The sequence below is a fragment of the Methylosinus sp. LW4 genome (assembly GCF_000379125.1).
In the GTDB taxonomy this organism is placed as follows: Bacteria; Pseudomonadota; Alphaproteobacteria; order Rhizobiales; family Beijerinckiaceae; genus Methylosinus.
Map to the genome: position 1 here is coordinate 445,250 of NZ_KB900626.1, position 25,016 is coordinate 470,265.

The following is a 25,016-nucleotide window of genomic DNA, read 5'->3' on the forward strand; positions in this document are numbered from 1 at the left end:
CCGCGCGTCGGCTCATCCGGCGAGGCGTCGACGATTGCGTCGCCGATTGGCGCATCCAGCAGGCGATCCGATAGCGTCTCGCAGTCGGCGGCTTCCGCGATGCAAGCGTCGTCGGAGGGGCGGGACGAAGCTTCGCGCCCATCCGCATCACGACCCGCCGCCTCTTTGTCTGCGGACTCGACCGTCGGTAGGCGCGCCGTCGCTTCGCAATCCAATGTCGTGACGTCGAGCGATCTCGGGGCTCTCTCGCTCGACGATGACGCGGCGGCCATCGCTACGACGCCCGCGCCGCGCATCGTTTCGACCGCATCCGTCTCGTCGGCGCCGGCGCCGAGCACGGCCGCGGCGCAGCGACGCTCGCCCTCGTCGTCGTCCTTTGCGGCGAATGTGCAAACCGAAGTCTCCTCTTCGGTCCGAGGTCCCTTGCCGGAGACGGTCGCGCCGCAGCCGGTCTATGTTTCGACGGTCACGACTTCGACCGCCGACCCTTCGTTGCGCGCGGAATCCCCGCGCGTGAATTTCACTCCTGACTATGCGCCTGTTTCGGAGCCGCCCGCCGGCGAAATGCGCGTGGAGCGCGACCTCGACAATCGCGTATCGGCGCAGGCGATCGGAAGCGACTCCCTCGTCCCGAATTCGACGGCGCCGACAGAAGCCACCGACAATCTGCGTAATAGCCGGCCGTCGTCGGGGGCTGAGATTTCCGCCGCTTCGATCGCTACGCCGATTGTTCAGCGAGGCGTATCGCCGACAGCGACGCCGGCTTCGACGCCGCAGTGGACTTCCTCCAGATTTGCTTCGTCGAACAATTCGGTCGCCACGGCCGTGACGATCGGGGACGCGCGTTCATCGACGGTCGAAGCGCTCGCCGTGTCGGAGGAGGCGGCTTCTGAGTCCGGGCCGATTGACATTTCGTCGACGCTCGACGGCAATGAGGCGACGACGCAGAGAGAGGCGCCGCCCGCCACTTCTTCTTCGTCGTCCAGGCAAGCGCCTATAGCGACGCGAGCCGCCAGCGTGAATATGCGCTCCGATCTCATTGCGTCCTATGCCTATCGCGATCCCTCGCCATTGGCGCCGTCTGCGGCCGAGACGCAAGCGCCGCCGCGGATGCGGAACTCGGACGAGAACGTCCGCGAGGCGGCGGTCACTCGCACGAGCGACTTCGCTCCATTCGATTTGCGTGATCCGGCGCGTCCGTCGGCTTCGACGTCTTCGCAAGGGAGCGCGGCGAATCCGACGACGAGCTCCATTGCCGCGCTCGACTCGTCGCCGATCGACGCTACGACAGGCGACGTCGCTCCGGCGCCCTCCGCTCTATCGCGCTCCGGTGCGGCGCCTCGCGCGTCGCAGGCGCCCTCCGATGACCGAGCGCCCGCCGTCGCTGACCGATCTTCGCTCGGGCGGGGCGCGGAAGCGCTTTCGTTCGTCGCATCGCAGGGGGGCGCTTTCGCCGCCGCCGCCCCGAGAGCACAGAGTGTCGCGACCGCCGACATTCACGCGTACCCGTCCTTCGAGCTTCGCGGCGAGGTAGCGCAGCCGGCCACTAATTCGCTTCCGCAGCCGGGATCGACGAATGTTTCGTCGCAATTCGATGTCGCGCCCTCGGCGTCATACACGGCTCGCGACATGCGCGGGTCTCCCTCGGACGATTTCGCCAGCGTCTCGATGACGGAAGACAATGTGAGCTTCGTCGCGTCGTCGTCGCGCAACGACATTGGTTCTTCGACATCGAATATCTCGTCGGACGAAACGCGAACGACGCCGACTCCATTCGATCTGCGTGACGCCTTGGCCGGAACCGTTCCGATCTCGACGCAGGCTTTCGCGCGCGTCGAATCCGCGAGCGCGACAGCCGGCGTCGACATCGCCGCGCGCTCGACGGCGGACGGCGCCACGCCGATTGCGCAGAATACATCGTCGCGCGCGACGCTCGTCCAATCCCGCGTCGAGGGCGACGCGAGGAGCGCGGACGTTTCCCCCACGCAGACTTGGCCATCGAGGTCTTTCGAAGCCGATCGTAGCCGCAGCAATATTGCGGCGACGCCGGCCGATGCGCTCGCATCTCGAACAATGACGACGAGCGTCGCATCGATGCGCGCGTCCAATGTCACGGGCGTGGCGTCGGATCGAGGCGCTCAAGTCGACCGAGCCGCCGACGCCGGGACAATAGCGCTGGGTGCGGATCAACCGAGCTCGTCGCTCTCGACGCCGCTGCAGGACGCTGCGACCGCGGATGCGAGCGCCGCGTCAAATTATGTCGCCGCGCCGGCTGCGACGTCTTTTTCGCAGATCTCGAGCGAAACTCGACGCCCGCCGCCTGTCACCAATCGCGCTACGCCTGTCGTCGCGGCATCGCGCGTGGAGTCGTCGGCGCCGAGCGTCGCAAGCGCCAGCGATCCGCAGCAGGCCGGGCGGCGATCGTCGGAGCCTGCCGCCTCGCGATCTGCGGCGGCCGACGCGCGCGCACCCGTTTTTGCGCCGCCGGATGACGTCCGCAGCGCTGTCGGAGCGTCAGCCGTATCGGCAGGCGCGACGCCGGTCCAACCCTCGGCTGTCGTAGCGAATGGCGATGCGCCGCGCAGTTTCGTCTCTGCGTCGAGCCCCGCGCCGACCACATCCGCGCCGCCGAATGACGCTCGTAGCGCTGTCGGAGCATCTGCCGCATCAGGCGCGACGCCGGTCCAACCCTCGGCTGTCGTAGCGAATGGCGGTGCGCCGCGCAGCGCCTTCTCTGCGTCGATCGCTGCGCCGACCACATCGGCGTCGCCGGATGACGCCCGCAGCGCTGTCGGAGCGTCTGTCGCATCGACAGGCGCGGCGCCGGTCCAGCCCTCCGCAGTCGTAACGAAAGGCGATGCGCAGAGCGGCGGCTTCTCTGCGTCGAGAGCTGCGCCGACCACATCTGCGCCGCCGGATGACGCCGGCAGCGAAGTAGGAGCGTCCGCCGCATCGACCGGCGCGGCGTCGGCTCAACCCTCGGCTGTCGTAGCGAGCGGCGATGCGTCGCGCGCCGCCTTTGCTGCGTCGAGCGCCGCGCCAATCATATCCGCGCCGCAGCGTGAGCGCGCGTCCGCTATCCGGTCGAGCGACCGAGCTTCCGCTGACGATCGGCGCGCGAGCGCATCGACGGTGACGGAGTCCGTCGAATCCTCCTCTGTCGCCGCGTCATTCGCCGATGCTCGCAGCATCGAGGCGTCATCGTCCAGCGCCGACAGAAATTCCGATCGCGGCTCAATGGCGGCGATCGACGATCGGTCTCGGCCATCCATCGATTCCAGATCGGCGAGTTTCGAGACGCGTGACAATGTGACGCCGCCGCCAGATGCGCCGAGCGTCTCGACGCAACCGAGCGCGACGATGGTCGATGACGGAACGAGCGCGGTTACGCCAGCGCCTATCGGAACGCTCGCTATTCTCGCGCCGGCGGCGCAGCTGCCGACGGCTTTCGCCGAGCTCCTCGCGCCGCAAGCGCGCAGCCTAATCGCTTCTGCATCTCTGACGTCTTCGACGCCGGCGGCGGCGCCCGCTACGAATGTCGGCGAAGGGCAACGGCAGAGCGTCGCGCCGAAAATCCTGACCATAGAGCTCGAGCCTGCGGCGCTGGGCGCGGTCACTGTGAAGATGAAGCTGGCGCATTCGGGCATAGACATGCGCATCAGCGTCGAATCGTCCGAGGCGTTGCGCCGGCTCGATTCGACGCGCGAGAAGCTCGTCGAGGCGATGCAATCGTCCGGCTGCACGATCGACTCCTGCACCATACAGATCGGCCCGACCGCCGCCGACGGCGCCAATGCGCAAGCCGCGCCCGACAATGGCGGGGGCTTCGCGCAAGCGGGCGGAGGCGGACGTGAGGAGCAGAGCGTCGGTCGACAGGGAGCGGGCTATGGGGGATCGGGCGGTGATCGCAGGCAAGGCGCGAGCGCGGAGAATGGCGAGCGGGGGACGAATGGCGAGCCTCGCCGCGTCGCTGATCGCCGCGGCGGCGACGTCTATCTGTGAGGCGCGCGCCGAAGGTCGGCCGACGTCGAGCAATATTTGCGAAAGGGAGATGATCCGCGCCTCCAATGAGAATGCGGTTCCTCTCGCCGTGCTCTATGCGGTGGCGCTCACTGAGACGGGGCAGAAGGGCGCGCTCAACGCCTTTGCGATGAATGTCGAAGGGCGCGCGGTGCTCAGCGCCGATTTCCGCGAGGCGATGATGCGATTTCTCGCGGCGAAACGCTCCGGCGCCGTGCTCATCGATATCGGCTGCATGCAGGTCAATCATCACTATCACGGCGCGCGCTTCGCCAGCGTCGAGGCGATGTTCGATCCGCGCGCCAATGTCGATTATGCGGCGCGCTTCCTCAAAGATTTGCACAAGCGCGAAGGGACATGGACCTCGGCCGTCGCGCGCTATCACGCCGGGCCGAAGAACGCGCCGGCGCAGAAGAGCTATGTGTGCTCGGTGATCGCCAATATGATCGCCAGCGGCTTCGGCGCCTGGACCGACGCCTCGCGCGATTTCTGCCGCCCGCGCCGAGAAGCCGCGTCGCGCTGAGCGCGGCCGACGCTCAGCGCCGCTCGCCGTCGCCCGCGGCGCGATGCAGATAGGACGCGAAGGCGTCGAATATCTTGCGCATCTGCGGCGGCTTGTAGGGGAACACGTCGACAGGATCCATGTCGTGGACCAGCAGCGTGTGATCGACCTTGAACACGACCAGCTCGCCGCTCTCCGTCTCGGCGCAATCCACGCCGAAATAGGTGAGGCCGACGCAGTCGACCAGCGCCTCGAAGGCGTCCGAATGGCGCGTCACGAAGTCGCTGTCGAAGGTCGCGAAAAAATGCTCTTCCTCGCGCCGGCGCCGCAGATCCGCCTCCATTCGCGCATCGACATAGGAGCCGTTCCAGCCTTCTGAGACGGCGAGATGGCACGCGTAGGGGCGTCGGTCGATGAACAGCAGGCGGATTTTTCGATAGAGCCCGTCCTGTCCACGGCAATCGACGAATGGCGAAACGAGATAGGCCCGGTCCGAGCGCTTCGCGAGATAGAGGCCGAGGCCGAGCGCCGTGTCGATCTTCTCGGCGCCGCGCTCGTTGCGCTGCTCGATCGCGCGGACGACGATCGGAAAATTTCCGCCGGCCGCGCTCGACTCGGCGACGTCGCGCAGCTCGTCGTGCGCCATCCGACGCAGAATGGGCGTGCGCAGCCCGGCCTCTGTCAGATTGGCGGCCAGCGCGATCGGCTCCAGCATAGAGACGCGGTCGGGAAGGTTGACGACCGGCGTCGGCCAATAGGCGAGCAGATCCTCGAGTTCGGCGAGCAGGCGACGGTTGAGGCTCGTCGCCGCGATCGCGACAAAGGCGAGATCATGATCCGGTAAGGCGGTGGGCAGCTCGCGGCCGGGCATCACATAGACCATCGTCAAGGCGATGTCGGAGCCTTCCAGCAGAAATTCGAGCGGCGTGTTCGCACCTATGTCGGCGGCGGCGACGAATGCGAGCACGCGCAATCTCGGATTGGCGCCGCAGCAGGTGCTGCGGAACACGCGCTGCTTGCTGAGCGCCATGGCCTGCCGCTTCAGGCCCGTCGCGAGATTGCCCTCGAGCTGATCGATGACCGCGAGATCCATCAGCGCGCCGGCGTGGTTCGGGTCGCGCTCGCACATGCCGAGCAGGCGCCCGGCGACTCGGCTCAGATCGACGCCGGCGAAGGCCAGCCGCGTCAGCTTGGCGAGGCCGATCGGCAGCGCGTTCATGGGATCCGACGATTGCTCGATACGCATAAATTCACCGTCTGCCGCTCCGATCGCCGCACGGAACTCGGCGCATCCTTCGCCGTCGACGCCTCTCGCGTCGGATCAGATAGCTAACGAGCCAACATTTCCCGAAGCTTGTCGAAATTTCGCAGCTCGATTCAACTTTGCTCGATTTTGAGCTATCCATTTCTAGTTCATCGATTCGAGGAACGGTCGCATGGTTGACGCTCCGACATTTCGCTCCGATGGCCCGCGTCGCGCGCCGACGCTGGGCAAGCCGAAGATCGCGCCGCCGCATCTCTTCGCGGAGCGCCGCACGCCGCCGATGCGCCCGACGCGCGATATCGGCGAGCTGGCCCTGCGCACTGTCGGGGTCGCTCTCGCGGTCGTGTCGACGGGTTTCGCCGGCTATATGATTTCCGATGCGGAGCGGCGTCCGCAATTCGCCGGTCTCGAGCATCTCGCGATCTACAGCCGCCCCACGGTCATCGCCGCCAAGCGGATTCAGACGCAGATCGCCGATCAGCGCGGGAAGGTCGACTTCACGCCCGTCGGCTCGATCGGCGAGGCGCAATCGGAGGTCGGCGTTCCCGGCTTCGCGCTGCTCAGCGTCCGCTCGGGCGTCGCTCTGCTGCAAACGCCGAATGCGATCATCAAAGTGTCGCCGGGCGATCTCGTGGAGGGGCTCGGCCGCGTCACCGCGCTGGAGCGTCGCGGCGAGAAATGGGCGCTGGTCTCGAGCGCCGGAGTCGTCATCGGCGAGTGATCAGCGCCGGGCGACGCGCGCATTGGCGCGCGCGACGGCCTGGTCGATCTGCGCATTGAACTCCGCGAGCAGGTGCTCCGCCTGCCGCGCGCGCGATTTCTCCTGCCGATCCGGGTGACAGGCCCAGGCGAGGCGTCGACGCAGCGCGCCGAGCTTCGCGAGCGAGCCTTCGGCGCGCTGCAGCTCGATGAGGACCTCCTCGCGCTCGGGCAGCCGCGCGACCTTCGGCGGCGGCGGTGGGGCGGGCTCCCTCGGTGTCGCGCGATCGATTCCATAAGCGCGGGATATTCGCGCCACGCGATCCTCCGGCGATAGCGGAGACGGCGTCGCCTCCTCGCGCAGCAGGGCCCCGATGGGGGGAGGGCGCACAGGCCCGGCGTCGCGCTCCGTGGCGCGGGTCGCTTTTTCCAGGCTATCGAGAATGGTCGCGAAATTCGTCATGGTCCCGAGCCGCAGGCAGGGCCGGGATCATGACCGCGAAGGAGTGAAAGATTGGTTGACCGGGCGGGCGCGCCGTCCCGTTCAGCCGTGCGTCGCGTGCTGCAGCCTGTCGGCGACCTCTCGGAAGGGGTCGACGCTCGGCGGGGATTGCGGCGACTGAGTCAGCGCCTCATAGAGCTTGGGAACGAGCTGCACGGCCTGGTCCAGCTCCACATCCGCGCCCCGCTGATAGCCGCCGAGCATGCGCAGATCGCGCGTGTCCTCATAGCGGGACACCAGCGCGCGCAGCTTCTGGATGAGATGCCGCTGCTCCGGCTTCCAGGCGTGATGCGCGAGGCGCGAGATCGACGCTTTGAGATCGATCGCCGGATAGCGTCCTTGCTCGGCGATGGCGCGGTCGAGCACGATATGGCCATCCAGCGTGCCGCGCACGCAATCGGCGATCGGATCATTGTGATTGTCGCCGTCGACGAGCACGGAATAGACGCCGGTGATCGAGCCGCGCCCTTCCTCGCCAGGTCCGGCGCGCTCCAGCAGGCGTGGAATATCGGCGAATATGCTCGGCGTGTAGCCATGCGCCACCGGCGGCTCGCCGGCGGCCAAGGCCACCTCGCGCGAGGCGTGCGCGAAACGCGTCACGGAATCGACGATGAGCAGAACATTGCGGCCGATATCGCGAAAATATTCCGCTATGGTCGTCGCCGTCAGCGGCGCGAGACGGCGCATCATCGGGCTTTCATCGCCTGTGGCCACGACGACGATCGACTCGCTCGCTTGTCCGGCCAGCACCTCGTCGAGAAATTCCCGCACTTCGCGACCGCGCTCGCCGACGAGGCAGATCACCACAGTGTCGAAGCCCGGCGCGCGCGCCAGCATCGCCAGCAAGGTGGACTTGCCGACGCCAGAGCCGGCGAAAATGCCGATGCGCTGGCCAGCGCAAATCGGCGTAAAGCAATCGACCGCCTTGACGCCGGTGCGCACGGGCACGCTCACGCGGCCGCGGCGCATCGCCTTCGGCGCCGAGGCGTCGACGTCGAAAGCCGTGTCGCCATCCGAGAGCGCGCCACGCTCGTCGATCGGCCGCGCAAAAGCGTCGAGAACGCGCCCGGCCCAATCGGCGCTCGGCGCGACCGCGATCGGCCCGGCGCGATAGGCGGGTGAGTTGAGGCCGATGCGCACGCGATTGTCGAAGGATTTGATGATCGCGCCTTCTTTGCCGACGCGCACGACTTGCCCCAGCGCGCCGTCCGGCGGCGCGCCGATGCGCACGCATTCGCCGAGCTCGACGAAATCGGAGAGGCCGCTGACGCGGCAATATGACGGCGTCACCTCGGTCACGAGGCCGAAGACGCGAATGTGATCGATGCGACGCTGGTCGCGCTCCACCGCGGCGCGCAGGCGCTGTAGCGAGGTCATGAGCCGCCGAGGGTGCGAATGGCCTCACGCTGCGAGCTGTCGAGCATGTCGTTCATCGAGCTTACGCTGTCGAAAGCGCGCGATGTGGCGATCAGCTTCGCCATCTCGTGAATCGGATTGACGTTGGAGCCCTCGATAAATCCTTGCTGCACGCCATTGCGCACGAAATCGAGCACCGCCGTCGCGGGCTTGGACGGAATGAGGCTGGCGTTGGGGCCGCGGGTCAAGTCCGCTGTATCGTCTAAGGTGAAGAGCCCGACGGCGCCGACCTGACGACCGCTCTGCGTGATCATGCCGTCGCGCGAGATCATCGGCGGGCCGCCATTGGGATCGAGCACAACGGCCGAATTGCCCGCATCGAGAATCGGAAAGCCAGAGACGGTCTGCAGATCGCCGGTCTCCGTCATGCGCATGCGTCCGTCGCGCGTGTAGGCGGTTCCATTCGGCGTCCGTATGGCGAAATAGCCATTGCCCACAATGCCGATATCGTAAGGATCGCCGGTCTTCGTGAGCTCGCCGACGGCGCGCGAGACGAAATCCTTGCCCGCCGACACATAGGCGGTCTTGCTCGTGTCCGTTTGGGAGACGACCTGCTGAAAGCTCACGCCATCGGCGCGATAGCCCGGCGTCGCCGCATTGGCGATATTGTTGGCGAGTGTCTCCATCCGCTTGTCTACGGAGACTTGCGCCGAAAGCGAGACGTAAAAGGCCGATTGCATGTCGTCGAGGTCCGTGCCTGCGCTGCGGCCGCATCGCGCCGCTCCGTCATGAAGCTGACCGGTTTTGCTTGCGTGAAGCTGAAAGAAAATGTCAGCCTCGCGCAAGGGAGGGTGACTAATTCGTTAATACGAATTTCCATCGGAGACTGGCGTCATGGGCTTTCTCGTCGGGCTGATCATCACGATGGGCTGCATGTTCGGAGGCTTCGCGGCGCTGGGCGGCCATTTGATCGTGCTATGGCAGCCATGGGAGTTCGTGATCATCATGGGCTCCTCGCTCGGCACTTTCGTCGTCGCCAATCCGACCAAGGTGATCATGGACACGGGCAAGGCGCTCGGCCAGGCGGTCATGGACAAAGGCCCCAAGCATCGCGACTTTCTCGACATACTCGGCCTGCTGCACGCTCTGATGCGCGAATTGCGCAGCAAGCCGCGCAACGAGGTCGAGGCGCATGTCGACAATCCCGCGGAATCGAAGATATTCACGGCGTTTCCGAAGGTGCTCGCCAATAAGGAAATGACCACCTTCATCTGCGATTACTGCCGTCTCTTCATCATCGGCAATGTCCGCACCTTCGAGATCGAGGCGCTGATGGACGAGGAGATCGCCGCCATTCGCTACGATCGGCTGAAGCCCTATCATGCGCTGACCTCGGTCGGCGACGGCCTGCCGGCGCTCGGAATCGTGGCGGCCGTGCTCGGCGTCATCAAGGCGATGGGCGCGCTCGATCAATCGCCGGAGCTGCTCGGCGGCCTCATCGGCGCCGCCATGGTCGGCACATTCGCCGGCATCTTCGTTTCCTATGGCATTGTCACGCCGCTCGCCTTCAAGGTGAAGGTGGCGCGCAGCAAGGAGTGCCACCTCTACGTCATCGTCAAGCAGACGCTGCTCGCGTTCATGAATGGCGCCATGCCGCAAGTGGCCGTCGAGCATGGACGTAAATCCATTCCCGCCTACGAGCGTCCCTCGATCGACGAGGTCGAGAACGAGACGCTCTCCGGCGGCGGCGCGGCCGAGGCGGCGTGATCGGTATGAGCATGAATGGAGCCGTGGAATTCGCCTCGCAGGGAGTGAGGGAGCGTCTGCTCTCGGGCGGCGGCCCCTCGCTCGATCGTATGCCGCTGTTGCGCGCGGTGTTCGACGCCATGGCATCGCAGATGCAGGATTCGATGCGCGGGCTCGCGGAAGGCGCGATGCAATTCGCCGTCGAGTCGATGACGGTGGCGCGCGCGGGCGAGATCGCGCTCGAGACGGAGCGCGCCGCGCTCGTCGCATCCTATGTCGCGGGCGCCGATCCAGAAGCCAGGACGATCATCGCCGCCGACCGGCGTTTCGTGTTCACGCTGCTCGAGGGATTGTTCGGCTCTGACGGGTCGGAGCCGCCTTATGACGCGGAGCGCGAGCTCACGGCGATCGAGACGCGCGTCGGCCTGCTGGCCTTCTCGCGCGTGACCAATTCCTTGCAGGCGGCTTTCGTCGCGCTCGTCGGAGCGCGCTTCACGCTCGAGCCGACGGAAGCGCGCTCGGAGCCCGCAGGCGCCGCGCGCAAGAGCGGCGGCTTCAGCGTCGTTTGCCGTTGCCGGCTGCGCGCCTTCGGAGCAGAGGGCGCGCTGCTCATCGCCATTCCGCAGGGGACGCTCGATCCGCTGCGCGACGCCCTGTCGCAGGAGGCGCCGAAATCGACGACCGCGACGGATCCGCAATGGGCGAAGCGGATGAAAGAGCGCGTGACCGAGACCGAGGTGACGCTGAGCGCCGTGATGGAGAAGAGCGATCTCACGCTCGCGGACGTCGCCCGCTTCGAGGTCGGCCAGGTCATAGAGCTGCCCGTCTCGCCGACGGGTCTCGTCGCGCTGATGTGCGAAGGGCAGTCGCTGTTCTGGTGCGAGATCGGCCAGAAGGACGGCTCCTACACGATACGCATCGACGATTTCGTCGATCAGCAGCAGGAATTCATCGACGACGTGCTGCGCGGTTGAGCGCTGGCGCGATTGCGGCGTCGACAATGGAGAGATCGACATGGGTGAGTTCGATTTTGAGAGCTCCAAGAGCGAGGAGCTCGAACGGCTGATCGGCGGCTCGCGCCCGATGGGCGAAGATCTGATGATGGCGGAGCGCGCCGGCGAGCCCGAGATCGACGCGCGCAAATTCGAGTCGATCCTGCGTATTCCGGTCGTCATGCAAGTGGTGATCGGGTCGGTGACCATGCCGGTCTCCAATCTGCTCAAGCTCGGGCGCGGCGCGATCGTGCCGCTGGACCAGAAGATCGGCGAGCCGGTGGACGTCGTCGTCAACGGACGGCTCATCGCGCGCGGCGAGGTGGTCGTCGTCGAGGACGACAATACGCGCTTCGGGGTCTCGCTCACCGAGATCATCGAGCCCGGGAGCGGCGCGCGGCGCATGTGACGGAGGCGGGAGCCCGCGATGACGAATCTGATTGCGGCCGATGTAGGCCGCACGCTCAACGGCCCGGAAAAAGTCGCGGCGCTGCTGCTGTCGGTCGACAAGGATGTGGCGCAGCGCGTTCTCAAGCATTTCGATCAGAACGAGCTGCGGCAGATCACCAAATTCGCCGCTGGCCTCGGCGCGGTTCCAGCGAGCACGATCGAGCCGCTCATCGAAGATTTCATGTCGCAGCTCGAGAGCGGCGGCTCTGATCTGCGCGGCACGGCGGGCGAGGCGGAAAAGCTGCTGGCGGGCGTCATTCCGCCGGAGCAGATCGCCGAGATCATGTCGGATGTTCTCGGCAGCTCCAATAGCGCCGTGTGGGGCCGCGTCAGCGCCGCGCCGGAGCCGGCCTTCATCGAATATCTCGCCAAGGAGCATCCGCAAACGGCGGCGTTGACGTTGTCGCGGATCGATCCGGCGCGCGCCGCCAAGGCGCTGTCCGTGCTGCCGGCTGATTTTCGCGACGATGTGATGCGGCGAATGCTGTCGTCGAAGCCCGTCACCGACGAGGCGTTGCGACTGGTGGAGACGACATTGCAGGAGGAGCTCCTGCAGAATTCCGAGGCCACGGCCTCCGCGGCGAAGAACGCCAAGCTCGCGGCGATCATCAACAAGATGGAGCGCGAGCATGCCGAGGGCGTGCTGCGCAGCCTCTCCGAGCGCCGCCCGCGCGACGCCGAAGCGTTGAAGGGCATGCTGTTCAACTTCGAGGACATCACCAAGCTGAATGTCCGCGCCCGCATGATCCTGTTCGACGCCATTCCCGCCGATCGCGTCATTCTGGCGCTGCGCGGCGCGGAGGTGGACGTTCGCGACTTTGTGCTGGCGGCGCTCTCCGCGCGCACGCGGCGCATGGTGGAGGCCGAGCTGGCGAGCGGCGCGTCGCCGCCGCGTCGCGACATCATGGAGGCGCGCCGCGTCATCGCCGACACGGTGCTGAGGCTCGCCGAGCAGGGCAAGATCGACTTGTCCAGCGCCGCTCCCGAGGAGGCCGCCGAGTGACGGCCTCTGATCGATGAGCGATACGGAAGACGACGAATCACGAACAGAAGAGGCGTCGGAGAAGAAGATTCTCGACGCCCTCGAGCAGGGCAAGACGCCCGTTTCGCGCGATTTGTCGATCGCGACGCTCTTTCTCACCTTTCTGCTCTGCTCCGCCTTCGTCTTTCAGACCGTCGGCCCGCGCCTCGCGGAGGCCATGGCTCTCATGCTCGGCAATGTCGGGCAATTCGCGCTCGCCAATGGCGCGGACGCCTATATGCAATCGCGGACGGTGGTGCTGGAGACGGCGCGCTTTCTGACGCCCATTCTCGGAATGTTCATCGTCTCGGCGATTGTCGCCGCTTTCATTCAGGGCTCGCCGCGCCTCGTCTTTCAGCGTATCGAGCCCGATCTCTCGCGCATCTCGCCGCGTGAGGGGCTGAAGCGCATCTTCAGCGTCACAGGCCTCGTAGAGCTCGCCAAATCGGTGGCGAAAATCATTATCATCGCCGGCGCGGTCATTTTTTCGCTCAATGTCGACCGCGGCCTCATCACCGATGCGATGCGCGTCGAGCCCGGCCAGGTGCCGGGCCTGCTGCTCAAGCTCGTCATTCGCCTCACCAGCGTCGTCTGCATTCCGGTCGTTCTGCTGGCGATGGCGGATTTCGCCTGGAGCCGCATGAAGTGGCGGCGCGACATGCGCATGAGCCGCCAGGAGATCAAGGAGGAGCTCCGGCAATCGGAAGGCGATCCGATGATGAAGGCGCGTCTGCGCTCCATCGCGCTGGATCGTTCGCGCAAGCGCATGATGGCGGCGGTTCCGCGTGCGACCTTCGTCATCGCCAACCCCACGCATTACGCCATCGCGCTTCGCTATGTGCGCGAGGAGGGCGGCGCGCCGCTCGTCGTCGCCAAGGGAACCGATCTCGTCGCGCTCAAGATCAGGGAGATCGCGGAGGCCAATGACGTGCCCGTGCTCGAGCGTCAGGCGCTGACGCGCGCGATGTACGATCATGTCGAGATCGACAAGATGATCCCGTCGGAATTCTATCGTCCGATCGCAGAGCTCATTCATTTTCTGCACAACAGCGGTCAGGCTTCGCGTTCTCGCTGATCGCGGGCGCAAGTCCAGCTTGACGCAAGACCGAACAGATAATTTTCCGTTACCAAATCTGCGCGAGGCATCATGGTCGAGCCTGTTTATCTCTTCGATCTCGTCGAAAAGCAGCGGAGCTGGCTCTCCGCGCGTCAATCGGTGGTCGCCCAGAACATCGCCAACGCCAACACGCCCGGCTACAAGGCGGTCGATGTCGCGCCCTTCTCCAAGGTTCTGGATCACAGCGCATTGGAGCTCGCGGGAACCAATGGGCTGCATATTCAGACAGCGGCTTTCGATCCGCGCGCCTCTTCGCCGAAGGAGGGCGCGAATTGGGAGACGAGCCTCTCCGGCAATTCGGTCAGCCTCGAGCAGGAGATGATGAAGTCGGGCGAGATTCGCGGCGCCTTCTCTCTCAGCACCAATATCATGAAGTCGTTCCACGGAATGTGGATGGCGACGTTGAAGGGATAATGCGAGATGGACGCTCTCGAAGCCTCCATGAAAATTTCCGGCGCGGGACTCGAGGCGCAATCGTCGCGCCTGCGCGTCGTCGCGGAGAATATGGCCAATGCGCGCTCCACGGGTCAGACCGCGGGCGCGAATCCTTATGCGCGCAAGACCGTCACCTTCGCTAATGAGCTCGATCGTGCGAGCGGCGCGGAGCTGGTTCACGTCGGCGCCGTCGGCGTCGATCGCACGCCGTTTCGCGTCGAGCATGATCCGGGCAATCCGGCTGCGGACAAGGATGGCAATGTGAAGTTTCCGAATGTGAACATTCTCACCGAAGTGGCCGACATGCGCGAGGCCAATCGCGCTTATGAGGCCAATCTCCAGGTCATGAAGCAGACGCGCGATCTGCTCTCCATGACAATCGATCTGCTGAAGGGAAGCCAATGATCGGACTCGTCCCCGGAATCGTCTCCTCCGTCGCCTCCAGCGCCGGCGTCTCGGCGCTGAGCGGCGCGGCGCAGAGCGCTGCGGCTTCGTCTGTCGATGGAGCGTCTTTCTCGCAAGTGCTCGATCAGCTCACGACCGGCGTCGTCGACAAGGTGAAGTCGAGCGAGGCGACGTCTATCGCCGGCGTGCAGGGCAAAGCCTCTGTGCAGCAGGTGGTGGATGAGATCATGTCCGCCGAGCGCGCCTTGCAGACGGCGATCGCCGTGCGCGACAAGGCGGTCGGCGCCTATCAGGAAATCAGCCGTATGACGATTTGAACAAGGATCGGTAGAACCATGCGAGCGCTCGCCATCGCGGCCACGGGCATGAACGCCCAGCAGCAGAATATCGAAGTTCTCTCCAACAATATCGCCAATATTAACACGACGGCGTTCAAGCGCTCGCGCGCGGAATTCACCGATCTGCTCTATCAGGCGGACCGCCTTCAGGGCGTCTCCAACCGCGGCCGCGACGCGACGATTCCAGAAGGCTCGCAGACCGGCCTCGGCGTGCGTCTCGCGGCGATCCGCAGCCTGCAGACGCAAGGCTCGCTGACGCAGACGGGCAATCAGCTCGATCTCGCGTTGCAGGGCCGCGGCTGGTTCCAGATCGTCGGCGCCGACAGCGAGACCGTGTATACGCGCGCCGGCTCTTTCAGCACCAACGCCAATAGGCAATTGGTGACGGGCGACGGCTATCTGGTGACGCCGACCATCGTCATTCCCAATAACGCCACCGCGATCACGGTCAATCAATCGGGCATCGTCTCGGCCACCATAGGCGGGCAGACGACTCCGCAGCAGCTCGGCCAATTGACCATCGCCAATTTCGCCAATGAATCGGGCCTCGAGGCGTTGGGCGGCAATCTCTTCCGCCAGACGGTCGCCTCCGGCGCGCCGGTCGTCGGCGTGCCGGGCGATCCGGGCTTCGGCACGATTAGCCAGTACTATCTCGAGAGCTCGAATGTCGATCCGGTCAAGGAGCTCGTCAATCTCATCTCCGCGCAGCGCGCCTTCGAGCTCAGCTCCAAGGTGATCCAGGCGGTGGACGAGATGGAAGGCACTGTCTCGAAGGGAATCAGATGATGCGCCTTCCGCGGCTCGTCGCTCTCGTGCTGGCCGCGGTCGCCTGCGGCCCCACGCCGCTCGGCGCAGAGGAGCGCATGCTCCCGGTGCCGCTGGGCGTCATCTATCCGGGCGACGTCATTCGTGACTCCATGCTCGGCGAGCGCGCCTTCGGCCTCGGCGCCGGGGCGGATGGCTCGGTGGCGGAGACAAAAGGCGCGCTCATCGGCAAGGTGGCGCGGCGCACGCTGCTGCCGGACCGTCCGGTTCCGACGATCGCCGTCGACGCGCCCAAGGTCGTGACGATAAATGCTTCGGTGAAGATCGTTTTCGATGAAGGCGGCATGGTCATCGTCGCTTACGGCTCGGCGTTGCAGGCCGGCTCTATCGGCGATCTCATTCGCGTGCGCAATCAGGACAGCGGGCTTGTCGTCACCGGCCGCGTGCAGGCGGATGGCTCCATCCGCGTGAGCGAGGGCTGATGCGCAGGCTCGTCGCGCTCGCTCTGCTCGTGCTGATGAGCGCGCCGGCGCTCGCTTCGGTGCGGCTCAAGGACATCACCTTTCCGCGCGGCGTGCGGGAATATCAGCTGCTCGGCTATGGCCTCGTCGTCGGCCTGCAAGGCACGGGCGACACGTTGCGCAACGCGCCTTTCACCGAGCAATCAGTGTCGTCCATGCTGGATCGGCTCGGCGTCAATGTGCGCAACAGCTCGTTGCGCACGCGCAATCTCGCCGCGGTGATGGTGACGGCGGCGCTGCCGCCCTTCGTCGGCTGGGGCTCGACGATCGACATCACTGTTTCCGCAATGGGCGACGCCACGTCGCTGATGGGCGGAACGCTGCTGCTCACCTCGCTCACCGGCATAGACGGCAATGTCTATGCGATCGCGCAAGGGCCGATCGCGGTCTCCGGCTTCGCCGTCGGCGGCCAGAACGAGACTTTGACGCATGGCGTCGCGACTGTGGGGCGCGTGCCCAATGGCGCGACGATCGAGCGCGAGGCGCCGCGGCCGGCCGGCGAGAATGGCGCGCTGATGCTGGAGCTGCGCAATCCCGACTTCCAGACGGCGGTGCAAATCGTCGACGCGATCAACCGCTACTCGCAGGCGAAATATCATCAGCGCATTGCGCGCGAGCGCGACAATCGCACCATCGCGCTGACGACGACGCGCGGCGGCGCGACGCGCTTGCTCGCGGAGATCGGCGAGCTGCGCATAGAGCCGAGCACGCCGGCGCGCGTCGTGATAGATGAACGCACCGGCACTGTGGTGATCGGCCAGGATGTGAAGATATCGCCCGTCGCTTTGACGCATGGGGGCCTCACCGTGCGCATCAATGAGACGCCGGAAGTCTCTCAGCCGGCGCCTTTCTCCAATGGCAAGACGACTGTGACCAGCCAGACGCGCATCACCGCGACGGAGGAGGTCGGCGGCGTCGCTACGCTGGAAGGGCCGACATTGCGCACGCTGGTGCGCGGGCTCAATCAGATCGGGCTGAAGCCGACAGGGATCATCTCGATCCTGCAGGCGATCAAGACGGCCGGCGCCCTGCAGGCGGACCTCATCATTCAGTGATGGCGGGTCAGTGCGGGCGGCTCGCCCGCAAGGCGCTCTCCAGCGCCATTATGACGGGTATGATGGCGGTCTTCTCACGTTGCGCCACGGAATAGAGCTCGTCGCCATCGGCGCGCTCGATCTTCTGCAGAGCTTCCAGCTGACGCTCGAGGCTCTCGAGCAGCGTCGCTGCGTCGATGCGCTCGAGCATGAGCGAAAGCTCGATTTGATCGCCCATATTTCCCTCCGCTATGCGATCGGCCTCCGCGCTCATTTGGGCGCTGCGGTCAGTCCGCGGTAGGGGCGTCAATGCGTGTGAAGATGGCCTGAGCTTTCCGTCCCGGTTGCGGTCGCGCTTGTTCCGCGATGCGCGGCATGGCTGCTATGGTCATGATGGCCTCCGGCGCCCTTCGCGCCTCCGCCATGGCCATGTCCACCGTGGCTATGCCCACCGTGACCGGCGCCATGCGCGTGAGCGCCATGGTCGTGGCCCTGATGATCGTGGTCCTCATGATCGTGACCTTCGTGATCGTGGCCTTCATGGCCGTCATGATCGTGGTCGTGATCTTCCTCCTCATCGCCCGCCATTTGGATGAGCGGCTTGCCCAGAGTGTCTGGAAACAAGCGCTGCAATGAGAAGTCGATCGAGGCCATCCAGCCTACGGCGCGCCCGCTCTGGCGGTTGATCGGAATGATCGCCTCGGCGCCGATCTGGATCTTGTCTCCCATCCAGATGAGGCCGGGATTGACCGTCCCGACCGTCGAGGCCGAAGTGGGAGAGGTGGCGAAGACCCTTTGATTATTGGGCGTCAGCTCCACGCCGTAATAGGGCGGCAGGCTCGTCGTGCGCACGCCGGAGAGCGGCGTGCGGAACTGAACCTCGACGATCGGGTTGAGCTCATAGACGAAATCTGGGACGCCGAGATCGACCTTCAGCGTCTTCTTCAAATAGGAGAAGCTGTATTGCAGGCTCGCGCCATAGGCGAAGGTCGGCGAGTGGCGGCACTCGTCTATGCTCGGCATCGCCATCGTCATGTCGAATGTGTAGGGCGCGGGCATGTTCATGCAGGACATGTCCATCACGGAGTTGAGCATGCCGGACATGTCCGCGCCGGCGGGGCTCATGCCGCTCAGCGAATAGGCGAGGGTGCGCCGCCATGTCGGCAGGCGCAGGCCGAATTGCCCGGTCGCGGCGAAGGCGCGCGTCCAGCCGAATTCTTCCGGCAGATCGCCGAACCCTTTGCCGATCCATAGCGACGGAACCAGAGTGGTGAAGCGTGGCGCGCCCGCCGAGCGATTGCCGACGCCGCCCCAATCGACGAACAGTCCCGCCGAGACGACGAGCTCGCTCTTCTTGTCGGTGAGCAGCTGATATTTGAACGTCGTCTGCAGATTCTGCCAGCCGCCCATCGTCATGCCGGGCATGTACATGCCCATCGGCATCAGCATGGGCATCATCATCATCGCGCCGTCGGGCGTCATGTGATGATCCATGATCATGGCCATGTAGGAGAGATTCTCCGGCATCCACATGCGCGTCCATGTGCCGGCGAGGGTGACGCCGAAATCCTTGGTGATGCGCTTGGAGAGCATCAGCGGGACATCGAGCTCGCGCGTGTGATCGCCGTTTCGCGTTCCCATCGCCATGGGCATGAAATCATCCATGACGCAGGGCGTGTCTATGGCCAGCGTCATCGGGATCATGCGGGGGCCGATCATGCAATGGGCGGCCGCGCCTCGCGACGCCAATATGGCCGCGAGCCCGGCCGCGGCGGCGAGGCCGCAGCGAGCGAATGTCATGGGAGGTCCTGGTCGGGAATAGGCGAAAACGCGGCAGGCGCGACGCAACGCGTTGAATCGACGAGTGCGAATCTATCGATGCGCCGGCGCTTCGCCATTGGGGGATTTGCGCAGCGCCGAGCCTAGATCATCAAGCAGATTCAAGCGCCTGTGCAATATTTATACGCTACCGACGTGATGTCGCCGAGCGGGCTTCGCGTAGCTTTCGAGGGGCTCGGCGGCCGGATTGCGGATCGGCGAAACTTCAAAGATAATCGGCGCCGACGCTCGAGCGTGAGCGTTCAAAAGAACCGAGGGCCTCGGATGCAGGCCCGACCGGCGAATCTGATTGAGGCCCGCAAAGGGAATTCGAGCGTTCTTCCGCTCCCGCTCTCAGGCTCGCCCAAGCGAGTGAGAGAGCAAGAAAATGGCAAAGAATTCCCTTATCGCCCTGTTGCAGGAAAAGCTCGATTCGGCGCGCCGCGAATTGCGGTCGGCGTCGGTCGATTTCGACATTTCGGACGAGCAGCTGCTCGATCTGCGGGCCAGCGCGCGGCAGATATTCCTCGAGCTCAAGGAGCAGGACCGCCAGGTCGCGCAAAAAGGCCTGCTCGCCGCGTTGAAGTTCTGGTGAGGCGAGCGGGGCGCGGCGGAAAATCCTACCGATGGGCTAGCAAGGCGCCCCCATTTGCATTTAAATGCCGGACACGATCATCGGCGGCCGCGATAAATCGAAACGTTCAGTAACGATGCGCGCGCCGCCGGATCATGAGGAAACGACCATGAAGCTCAAAACCGCCGCTCTCACGCTCGCTTTCGGCGGCGCGCTTTTCGCCTCGACGATCGCCCGCGCCGACGACCGGCTCGATCAGGCCGCCAACCACGTCGAGGAAGCGATCACTCAGGTCAAGCTGAAGGACTCCGGGCTTCTCGCCTATCATGCCGATCTCGCGCTGGAGAAGGCCGAGTCGCTGCAGAAGTTCAAGCCGGACGCGCATCTCGCCGCGGCGATCGACCATCTGAAGGCCACCATCGACGAGGCCCGCCAGAACCATCTCGCCCAGGCCGCCGAGCATGTGAAGGCCGCCGACGCGGAGCTCAAGCAGGTCGCGAAGTAATTTCTCGCCTCCGGCCGGCGCGCCCCCGCTCAGGGGCGCGCCGCTGCCGTCGAATGTGATTTTTCAAGCTTTTCCGCCGCGATAGAGAACCAGCTCCGGCCGCCCCGGCGCGCCCGGCCGCACCACGCGGCGGCCGACCGGCTCCGACAGTCGAAAATGCGCCTCGCTGGGCGCGATCACGCGAAAGGACGTCAGCCGCAGCGGATGGGCGGGCGCGACGCCGAGCCAGCGCGGACGGCGCGCGGGCGCGATGGCGCCGAGAACGCGGGAATGCGTCTTGCCGAAGTGACGCAGCGGCAGCAGCAGCAGCTCGAGTTCCAGAACGTCGCCCTCGTCCCCGGCGCGTCCTTCGACTCCGGCGACCACGGGAGCCACGCCGTCGATGACGGTCAGCATGACCGAGGCGAGCGTGCGGCGGTCCTCGGGAGACCACAGATCGAGAAAGGACTTCCCCTTCTGCTCGTCGAGCCAGAGCGCGTTCAGCCTCGTGCCGCACAGCCGAATCGGGAAGCGGCCCGCCTCATCGATCTCGATGATGAAGGAATCGGGCAGCGCCTCGCGAATTTCCGCCGGGTCGATCTCGGACCGCTCGGGCGCTGATCGCGCCCCTTTCAAGCGGCTCCAATAGGCGTAGAGTTGCTGGTTGACCTTGTGTCTCATTTTGTTTCCAAAACGGCGTATCGTTAAGGACTTTGCGTCGAATCGGCGCGCCCTGCCGCCCGCCCCCGAGCGGCGAGAGCTGAAGAGCAGGCCGCATGCCAGCGGCAAGAAATCGGTAACCACTCGCAATGGCTCCGGCGAGCCTGAAGGACGGCGCTGAGATGAACGATCGTTTCGAGGCGAGGCCACAGAGGGAGAAAATCCTCAATCTGCCCGGCGAGGTCACGGCGCTGCTCGCCGCGCTCGCGGCGATCCAATTCGCGCTCGGCGCTCTGCCCGGCGCGACTGTCTCCGAGATCTTCTCCGCGCTGGCTTTCGTTCCGGGACGAATCTCGATCGTTTTGGCGCCGGACGCCTTCATGCGCTCCATAGCGGGGCAATTGGCTCCGGGCGTCGAGGCCGGCGACGTGGCCGAGGCTCTGGGCGCGGAGCGCCTGCCCTGGTGGACCTTCGTCACCTATGCGCTGCTGCACGCCAATTGGACGCATCTCGCCGTCAATGGCGTGACGCTGGCGGCTTTCGGCTCGCCTCTCGCGCGTCGTTTCGGCCCGGCGCGCTTCCTCGCCTTCATGGCGCTGACAGCGGCGGCCGGCGCCGCCGCGCATTTTTCGATCCATCCTTTCGACCTCGGACCGGTCGTCGGCGCCTCGGCGGCGATCTCGGGAACCATGGCGGCGAGCGCGCGTTTCGCTTTCGCCCAGGATTCGCGGATCGGGGCGCCTTTTGCGTCACGGCGCGCGTCGAGCCTCGCCGAGCTCTGGTCCAACCGGCGCGCGCTCGCCTTCGTCGGTCTCTGGTTCGCGGCCAATCTGATTTTCGGCCTGTTCCCCGGCGCGGCGGGGTCGACGGAGCAGATCGCCTGGGAGGCGCATGTCGGGGGCTTTGTCGCGGGGCTTCTCCTGTTCGGCGCCTTCGACCGTCGTGAGGGAGGCCGTGAGTAACCGCAACAGCTAGCCGCAAGTCGGGAGCGCTGAGATAAACTAGCGAGAGGGGAGGGATTTCATATGAATGTCGCCCGCATACTCGCCCGCAAGGGAGCCGAGGTCGTCACCATCGCGCCAGGACGGACATTGCTGCAAGTGGCGGAGGAGCTGACCCGCCGCGGCATAGGCGCGCTCGTCGTCGTCAGCGCCGATGACGAGGTCGTCGGCCTCATCACCGAGCGCGACATCGTCGGCGCCATAGCGCGCTACGGCGTCGAGGCGCTCTGCGACGAGGTCGCGCGCTTCATGACCGCCGATCCCATGTCGATCGCCGAGGATCATTCGCTGGAAGCGACGATGGAGGCGATGACGGTGGAGCGCCGCCGTCATCTGCCGGTTCTGCGCGAGGGACGTCTCGCCGGCCTCGTCTCGATCGGCGACGTCGTCAAATGCCGTATCGACGAGATCGAGTCCGAGCGCCAGGAGCTTCGCGCCTATATCGCGACCGCCTGACGCTCGTAGTCGTCAGAATTTGAACTTCACCCCGCCGACAAAGGCTCGCGGCGCGCCGGGATAGATCGAGCCCGTCGACGAGACCAGAACGCCATAGGGGTTCTCCACGCCCGGCGCGGCGAGCGTGTTGGTTATATTGCTCGCCGAAGCCACATAGGTGCGGTCGAAGACATTCTGCACGCCGAAATAGGCGTTGATGTTCTTCAGCAGCAGCGGATTGTCCGGCAGGGCGGCGTCATAGTGGAGGTTCAGATTGACGATCCCATAGCCGGGGATCGTCAGCTGATTGCTGTTGTCGAGGTAATAGGAGCTTTTGAAGCTGTATTCGACATAGGCGCCCAGCCCTTTGAAATCGCCGTCCGGCTGGTCGTAGCCGACGCGCGCGGTCAGCTCGTGCGGCGCGACATTGGGCGTCTGCCGGCCCGAGCGATCGAAATAGGAGCCGGGGCCGAGCTGCTCGACGAAGCGCGTGAATTTCTGATCATTGTAGGAATAATTGGCGAGCAGCCGCCAGCCGTCGAAGGGACGATAGTCGATCGTCGCCTCGATTCCGCGATGGATCGAGTTCGGCGCGTTGAATGTATAGGATTGCAGGCCCGCGCCCGGCGTCTGCGTCAGCTGCTCGTTCTGATACCATTCGTGGAAGAGGGTGAGGCTCGCCTTCAGCTGTTCCGACGGCGTCCAGTCGACGCCGACGTCGAAGCCGGTGTTGCGCTGCGATTTGAGCCCGATATTGCTGCCGAAGGTCCCCTGCTGGGTCACGAACAGCATGCTGGGGTTGGGCGTGCCGAAGCCGCTGGAGGCGCGCACGCGCGTCTGCCATTCCGGCGAGGGCCGCCAGACGACGGAGGCTTCCGGCGCGAAATTCCAGAAGGCGCGATTGGCGACGACGCCGGTCCATGAGCTCATCGTCCCGGCGCTGGAATAGCTCATCGATTCCGAATAGCCGGAAATCTTGGACAGCTCGACGTCGAGGCCGATTACGGCGGTGACGTCCGGCGCGAGCGCGAATTCCTCGCGGCCGCGCGCGCCCAAATTCTGCATCATATTGTTCTGCTTGTTGGTCGTCGCGCCCCAGGCGCCGTCGCCGACCGGGATCGTCGTTCCCGAATAGCTCACATAGCGCGTGCGGTTGAAATAGAGGCCGAAATAATCGGTCCGATCGAGCCCGCCGAGCGTGTCGTGATGAGTGATGTCCGCCGAGGCGGAGACGGCGGGCTCGTCCTGCAGAAAGTTGGAGCCGGCGGGCTGGAAGATGTTCTTGTCGTCATAGCTCGCCTGCAGGCGCAGCTTGGTGTCCTTGTCGATATCATGCTCCCAGCGCAGGCCGAAAATATCGCGGCGGTCATTGCGATGCAGGCCGGCGAGATCGGCCGAGTTCTGCACCGTCGTTCCGCCGACGCCATTGAGGAAGCTGGAGATCTGTCCGCACCAGGCGCGGCTCGCCGCGCCGCCGAATGTCGCCGCGCCGAGATTGGGCACGAGGCGGCAGCCGGTCTGATAGGGGTTGTTGTAATATTGCAGCAGCGACTGGCGCACGGCGAGATTTGCGAACAGCTCGTTGTGAATGCCCTTGAAGACGAGGAGATCGTCGGGCGTCACGCGATAGCGCGCCGTCGTGTTGACGGTCTGCGTGTTGGAGTCGAAATGCTGGATGAAGCCGTCGCTGCGCACGTCGCTGGCGAAGACGGCCATGTCGAAATCGCCATATTGCTTGCCGATGGCGGTGAAGTTGTTGATCGTGCCGAAGCTGTCGAACTCGTGTCCGGTCTCGACGCCGTCGATCTCCGCGCCGGTGCGCGTGCGGAAGTTGATGGCGCCGCCATTGGCGAAATTGCCGAACAGGGCGGAGGAGGGGCCGCGATAGACGTCGACGCCCGCATAGGCGTGCGGGTCGGTGAGATCTGTGCGCGACAGGCCGTCGGGCTGCATGACGGAGAAGCCGTCCTCCATCACGACGATATTGCGCACGCCGAAGCCGCCGCGCGCCGAGGAGCCGCGGATCGAGACGACGATGTCGCGCGGCCCATTGCCCTGCTTGAACGAGAGGCCCGGGCTATATTGCAGCATGTCGCGAATGGTGAAGAGCGGCGTGTTCTCGAAATCCTCGCTGCGGACGGTCGTGAAGGTCTGTCCCGTAGGCTCGCGATAGACCGGCAGCTCCTTCTTCTCTTCCGAGAAGCCGGGCGGCGCCTCCTTCTGGCGCGCGAGCTTCTGCTCGCCGGCGACGTCGATCGTCGGAAGGGCGTCCTGGGCCCGCGCGGCGCCGGAGATGACGACGAGGCAAATCGCGCCGGCGGAAACGCCGCGCATGAGTTGGGTGCGTTGCATGAATGACTGCTCCTGCCGCGGCGTCGAAGCGCACGCGCGAAGAGAAAGAAAATGCGGCGTTTCCCGCCGCGCGTTTCATTCGTCAGGAGAAGTCGTCGGGAGGCGAGCGCGAGGACCAGGAGGCGAGCCATCCCGTTGTGGCCGGGAGAGAGCGATCGGCCTGTGGTCGGCGGCCGATCACGGCCGCTAGAAAAGCGGAGACGAAGAATGGCGTCGCGAGCAGCGCCGCCGATTGGGCGCGGCCGTCGCCCGCGCAATAAACGCAGCATTGTGATGCGTCGTGGCGGTCGTCGCGGGAATGTCGCTTGCCGGAGCGCTCGCAGAATTCAGCCGATGCGACGGAAAGCGCGGCGACGCCTTCCGTGAGGTCGGCCGACCGCGCCGAAGCGGGAAGCTCGAGCCCCTGCGAGACGAGCAGGGCCAGAGCGACGAAGGCCCCGAGCAGGCGGACTGCGAAAGTCGAAGCGCGCCATTTTTTCGCCATGAAGAACTCATGGCCGCCGCGCATCACGCGGTCAAGACGAC

General features: G+C 65.4%; 30 protein-coding genes. 18 read left to right on the forward strand and 12 right to left on the reverse strand.

The window, feature by feature from the left end; genetic code table 11:
* Nucleotides 1-731: 731 nt before the first annotated feature.
* The 3 genes from METLW4_RS28215 to METLW4_RS27535 form a co-directional block, all read right to left on the reverse strand.
* Nucleotides 732-1,040, reverse strand: a complete 309-nt coding sequence (locus tag METLW4_RS28215) for a hypothetical protein (RefSeq protein WP_018264578.1) — start codon at nt 1,038-1,040, stop codon at nt 732-734.
* A gap of 456 nt (nt 1,041-1,496) precedes the next feature.
* Nucleotides 1,497-2,114 carry a hypothetical protein gene (locus METLW4_RS27530; RefSeq protein WP_157234794.1) on the reverse strand — a complete coding sequence of 206 codons (618 nt, stop codon included), beginning with the start codon at nt 2,112-2,114 and terminating at the stop codon, nt 1,497-1,499.
* A 141-nt stretch (nt 2,115-2,255) separates the two neighbouring features.
* Nucleotides 2,256-2,903 carry a hypothetical protein gene (locus METLW4_RS27535; protein ID WP_018264581.1) on the reverse strand — a complete coding sequence of 216 codons (648 nt, stop codon included), beginning with the start codon at nt 2,901-2,903 and terminating at the stop codon, nt 2,256-2,258.
* 229 nt (nt 2,904-3,132) lie between these two features.
* Between METLW4_RS27535 and fliK the strand changes: the two genes are divergently transcribed.
* Both fliK and METLW4_RS0102265 read left to right on the forward strand, forming a co-directional pair.
* Entirely contained in the window at nt 3,133-4,002 is an 870-nt protein-coding gene (gene fliK, locus METLW4_RS27540; protein WP_157234796.1) for a flagellar hook-length control protein FliK, read from the forward strand.
* Nucleotides 3,950-4,543 carry a transglycosylase SLT domain-containing protein gene (locus METLW4_RS0102265; RefSeq protein WP_018264584.1) on the forward strand — a complete coding sequence of 198 codons (594 nt, stop codon included), beginning with the start codon at nt 3,950-3,952 and terminating at the stop codon, nt 4,541-4,543. The genes fliK and METLW4_RS0102265 overlap by 53 nt, the downstream gene beginning before the upstream one ends.
* A 13-nt stretch (nt 4,544-4,556) precedes the next feature.
* Here METLW4_RS0102265 and METLW4_RS0102270 read toward each other — a convergent pair whose 3' ends face one another.
* Nucleotides 4,557-5,741, reverse strand: coding sequence for a hypothetical protein (locus METLW4_RS0102270; RefSeq protein WP_018264585.1), 1,185 nt, complete (start codon nt 5,739-5,741; stop codon nt 4,557-4,559).
* 217 nt (nt 5,742-5,958) lie between these two features.
* Between METLW4_RS0102270 and METLW4_RS0102280 the strand changes: the two genes are divergently transcribed.
* A complete protein-coding gene (locus tag METLW4_RS0102280) occupies nt 5,959-6,507 on the forward strand; it encodes a hypothetical protein (RefSeq protein ID WP_018264587.1) in 549 nt (182 codons plus the stop codon).
* Here METLW4_RS0102280 and METLW4_RS0102285 read toward each other — a convergent pair whose 3' ends face one another.
* The 3 genes from METLW4_RS0102285 to flgF all read right to left on the reverse strand — a co-directional run bounded on the left by METLW4_RS0102285 (nt 6,508) and on the right by flgF (nt 9,083).
* Nucleotides 6,508-6,948, reverse strand: a complete 441-nt coding sequence (locus tag METLW4_RS0102285) for a hypothetical protein (RefSeq protein WP_018264588.1) — start codon at nt 6,946-6,948, stop codon at nt 6,508-6,510.
* Between the two features lie 81 nt (nt 6,949-7,029).
* On the reverse strand, nt 7,030-8,364 hold the full coding sequence (fliI, locus tag METLW4_RS0102290; RefSeq protein WP_018264589.1) for a flagellar protein export ATPase FliI: 1,335 nt from the start codon (nt 8,362-8,364) through the stop codon (nt 7,030-7,032).
* Nucleotides 8,361-9,083: a flagellar basal-body rod protein FlgF gene (flgF, locus tag METLW4_RS0102295; RefSeq protein ID WP_026191187.1), complete on the reverse strand. Its 723-nt coding sequence runs from the start codon at nt 9,081-9,083 to the stop codon at nt 8,361-8,363. Before flgF ends, fliI begins: the two co-directional genes overlap by 4 nt.
* Before the next feature lie 154 nt (nt 9,084-9,237).
* Here flgF and motA point away from each other — a divergent pair, with 154 nt between their 5' ends.
* From motA to METLW4_RS0102350, 11 genes are all read left to right on the forward strand, one after another.
* Entirely contained in the window at nt 9,238-10,110 is an 873-nt protein-coding gene (motA, locus tag METLW4_RS0102300; RefSeq protein ID WP_018264591.1) for a flagellar motor stator protein MotA, read from the forward strand.
* Nucleotides 10,111-10,115: 5 nt separating this feature from the next.
* The gene (locus METLW4_RS0102305) at nt 10,116-11,063 is read left to right on the forward strand and encodes a flagellar motor switch protein FliM (protein WP_018264592.1); all 948 of its coding nucleotides are present in this window, start codon (nt 10,116-10,118) and stop codon (nt 11,061-11,063) included.
* Between the two features lie 124 nt (nt 11,064-11,187).
* Nucleotides 11,188-11,490, forward strand: a complete 303-nt coding sequence (gene fliN / locus METLW4_RS0102310; protein ID WP_244635349.1) for a flagellar motor switch protein FliN — start codon at nt 11,188-11,190, stop codon at nt 11,488-11,490.
* A gap of 18 nt (nt 11,491-11,508) precedes the next feature.
* Nucleotides 11,509-12,534 carry a flagellar motor switch protein FliG gene (locus METLW4_RS0102315; protein ID WP_018264594.1) on the forward strand — a complete coding sequence of 342 codons (1,026 nt, stop codon included), beginning with the start codon at nt 11,509-11,511 and terminating at the stop codon, nt 12,532-12,534.
* 13 nt (nt 12,535-12,547) lie between these two features.
* Nucleotides 12,548-13,627, forward strand: a complete 1,080-nt coding sequence (locus METLW4_RS0102320; protein ID WP_018264595.1) for an EscU/YscU/HrcU family type III secretion system export apparatus switch protein — start codon at nt 12,548-12,550, stop codon at nt 13,625-13,627.
* Nucleotides 13,628-13,699: 72 nt separating this feature from the next.
* Entirely contained in the window at nt 13,700-14,083 is a 384-nt protein-coding gene (gene flgB / locus METLW4_RS0102325; RefSeq protein ID WP_018264596.1) for a flagellar basal body rod protein FlgB, read from the forward strand.
* Nucleotides 14,084-14,089: 6 nt separating this feature from the next.
* Entirely contained in the window at nt 14,090-14,509 is a 420-nt protein-coding gene (gene flgC / locus METLW4_RS0102330; RefSeq protein WP_018264597.1) for a flagellar basal body rod protein FlgC, read from the forward strand.
* Nucleotides 14,506-14,826: a flagellar hook-basal body complex protein FliE gene (locus tag METLW4_RS0102335; RefSeq protein WP_018264598.1), complete on the forward strand. Its 321-nt coding sequence runs from the start codon at nt 14,506-14,508 to the stop codon at nt 14,824-14,826. The genes flgC and METLW4_RS0102335 overlap by 4 nt, the downstream gene beginning before the upstream one ends.
* Nucleotides 14,827-14,844: 18 nt before the next feature.
* Entirely contained in the window at nt 14,845-15,633 is a 789-nt protein-coding gene (flgG, locus tag METLW4_RS0102340) for a flagellar basal-body rod protein FlgG (protein ID WP_018264599.1), read from the forward strand.
* Nucleotides 15,630-16,094, forward strand: coding sequence for a flagellar basal body P-ring formation chaperone FlgA (gene flgA, locus METLW4_RS0102345; protein ID WP_018264600.1), 465 nt, complete (start codon nt 15,630-15,632; stop codon nt 16,092-16,094). The genes flgG and flgA overlap by 4 nt, the downstream gene beginning before the upstream one ends.
* Nucleotides 16,094-17,188, forward strand: a complete 1,095-nt coding sequence (locus tag METLW4_RS0102350) for a flagellar basal body P-ring protein FlgI (protein WP_018264601.1) — start codon at nt 16,094-16,096, stop codon at nt 17,186-17,188. Before flgA ends, METLW4_RS0102350 begins: the two co-directional genes overlap by 1 nt.
* A 7-nt stretch (nt 17,189-17,195) precedes the next feature.
* Here the strand turns inward: METLW4_RS0102350 and METLW4_RS0102355 are convergent, their stop codons facing one another.
* A complete protein-coding gene (locus METLW4_RS0102355) occupies nt 17,196-17,405 on the reverse strand; it encodes a hypothetical protein (protein ID WP_157234798.1) in 210 nt (69 codons plus the stop codon).
* A 68-nt stretch (nt 17,406-17,473) separates the two neighbouring features.
* The gene (locus METLW4_RS27545; protein WP_018264603.1) at nt 17,474-18,967 is read right to left on the reverse strand and encodes a hypothetical protein; all 1,494 of its coding nucleotides are present in this window, start codon (nt 18,965-18,967) and stop codon (nt 17,474-17,476) included.
* 406 nt (nt 18,968-19,373) lie between these two features.
* On the opposite strand from METLW4_RS27545, the gene METLW4_RS0102365 reads away from it, so the two are divergent.
* Nucleotides 19,374-19,580, forward strand: a complete 207-nt coding sequence (locus tag METLW4_RS0102365; RefSeq protein ID WP_018264604.1) for a hypothetical protein — start codon at nt 19,374-19,376, stop codon at nt 19,578-19,580.
* A gap of 148 nt (nt 19,581-19,728) precedes the next feature.
* A complete protein-coding gene (gene smbP / locus METLW4_RS0102370; RefSeq protein WP_026191191.1) occupies nt 19,729-20,064 on the forward strand; it encodes a small metal-binding protein SmbP in 336 nt (111 codons plus the stop codon).
* Between the two features lie 63 nt (nt 20,065-20,127).
* Here smbP and METLW4_RS0102375 read toward each other — a convergent pair whose 3' ends face one another.
* Nucleotides 20,128-20,724 carry a PAS domain-containing protein gene (locus tag METLW4_RS0102375; RefSeq protein WP_018264606.1) on the reverse strand — a complete coding sequence of 199 codons (597 nt, stop codon included), beginning with the start codon at nt 20,722-20,724 and terminating at the stop codon, nt 20,128-20,130.
* 161 nt (nt 20,725-20,885) lie between these two features.
* Here METLW4_RS0102375 and METLW4_RS0102380 point away from each other — a divergent pair, with 161 nt between their 5' ends.
* Nucleotides 20,886-21,665 carry a rhomboid family intramembrane serine protease gene (locus METLW4_RS0102380; RefSeq protein WP_043332048.1) on the forward strand — a complete coding sequence of 260 codons (780 nt, stop codon included), beginning with the start codon at nt 20,886-20,888 and terminating at the stop codon, nt 21,663-21,665.
* Nucleotides 21,666-21,728: 63 nt separating this feature from the next.
* Nucleotides 21,729-22,160 (forward strand): CBS domain-containing protein, encoded by a 432-nt coding sequence (locus METLW4_RS0102385; RefSeq protein WP_018264608.1) that lies wholly within the window; start codon nt 21,729-21,731, stop codon nt 22,158-22,160.
* 12 nt (nt 22,161-22,172) lie between these two features.
* Here the strand turns inward: METLW4_RS0102385 and METLW4_RS0102390 are convergent, their stop codons facing one another.
* Nucleotides 22,173-24,491 carry a TonB-dependent receptor family protein gene (locus METLW4_RS0102390; RefSeq protein WP_157234800.1) on the reverse strand — a complete coding sequence of 773 codons (2,319 nt, stop codon included), beginning with the start codon at nt 24,489-24,491 and terminating at the stop codon, nt 22,173-22,175.
* 82 nt (nt 24,492-24,573) lie between these two features.
* Nucleotides 24,574-24,975 carry a DUF2946 family protein gene (locus METLW4_RS0102395; protein ID WP_157234802.1) on the reverse strand — a complete coding sequence of 134 codons (402 nt, stop codon included), beginning with the start codon at nt 24,973-24,975 and terminating at the stop codon, nt 24,574-24,576.
* Nucleotides 24,976-25,016: the final 41 nt, after the last annotated feature.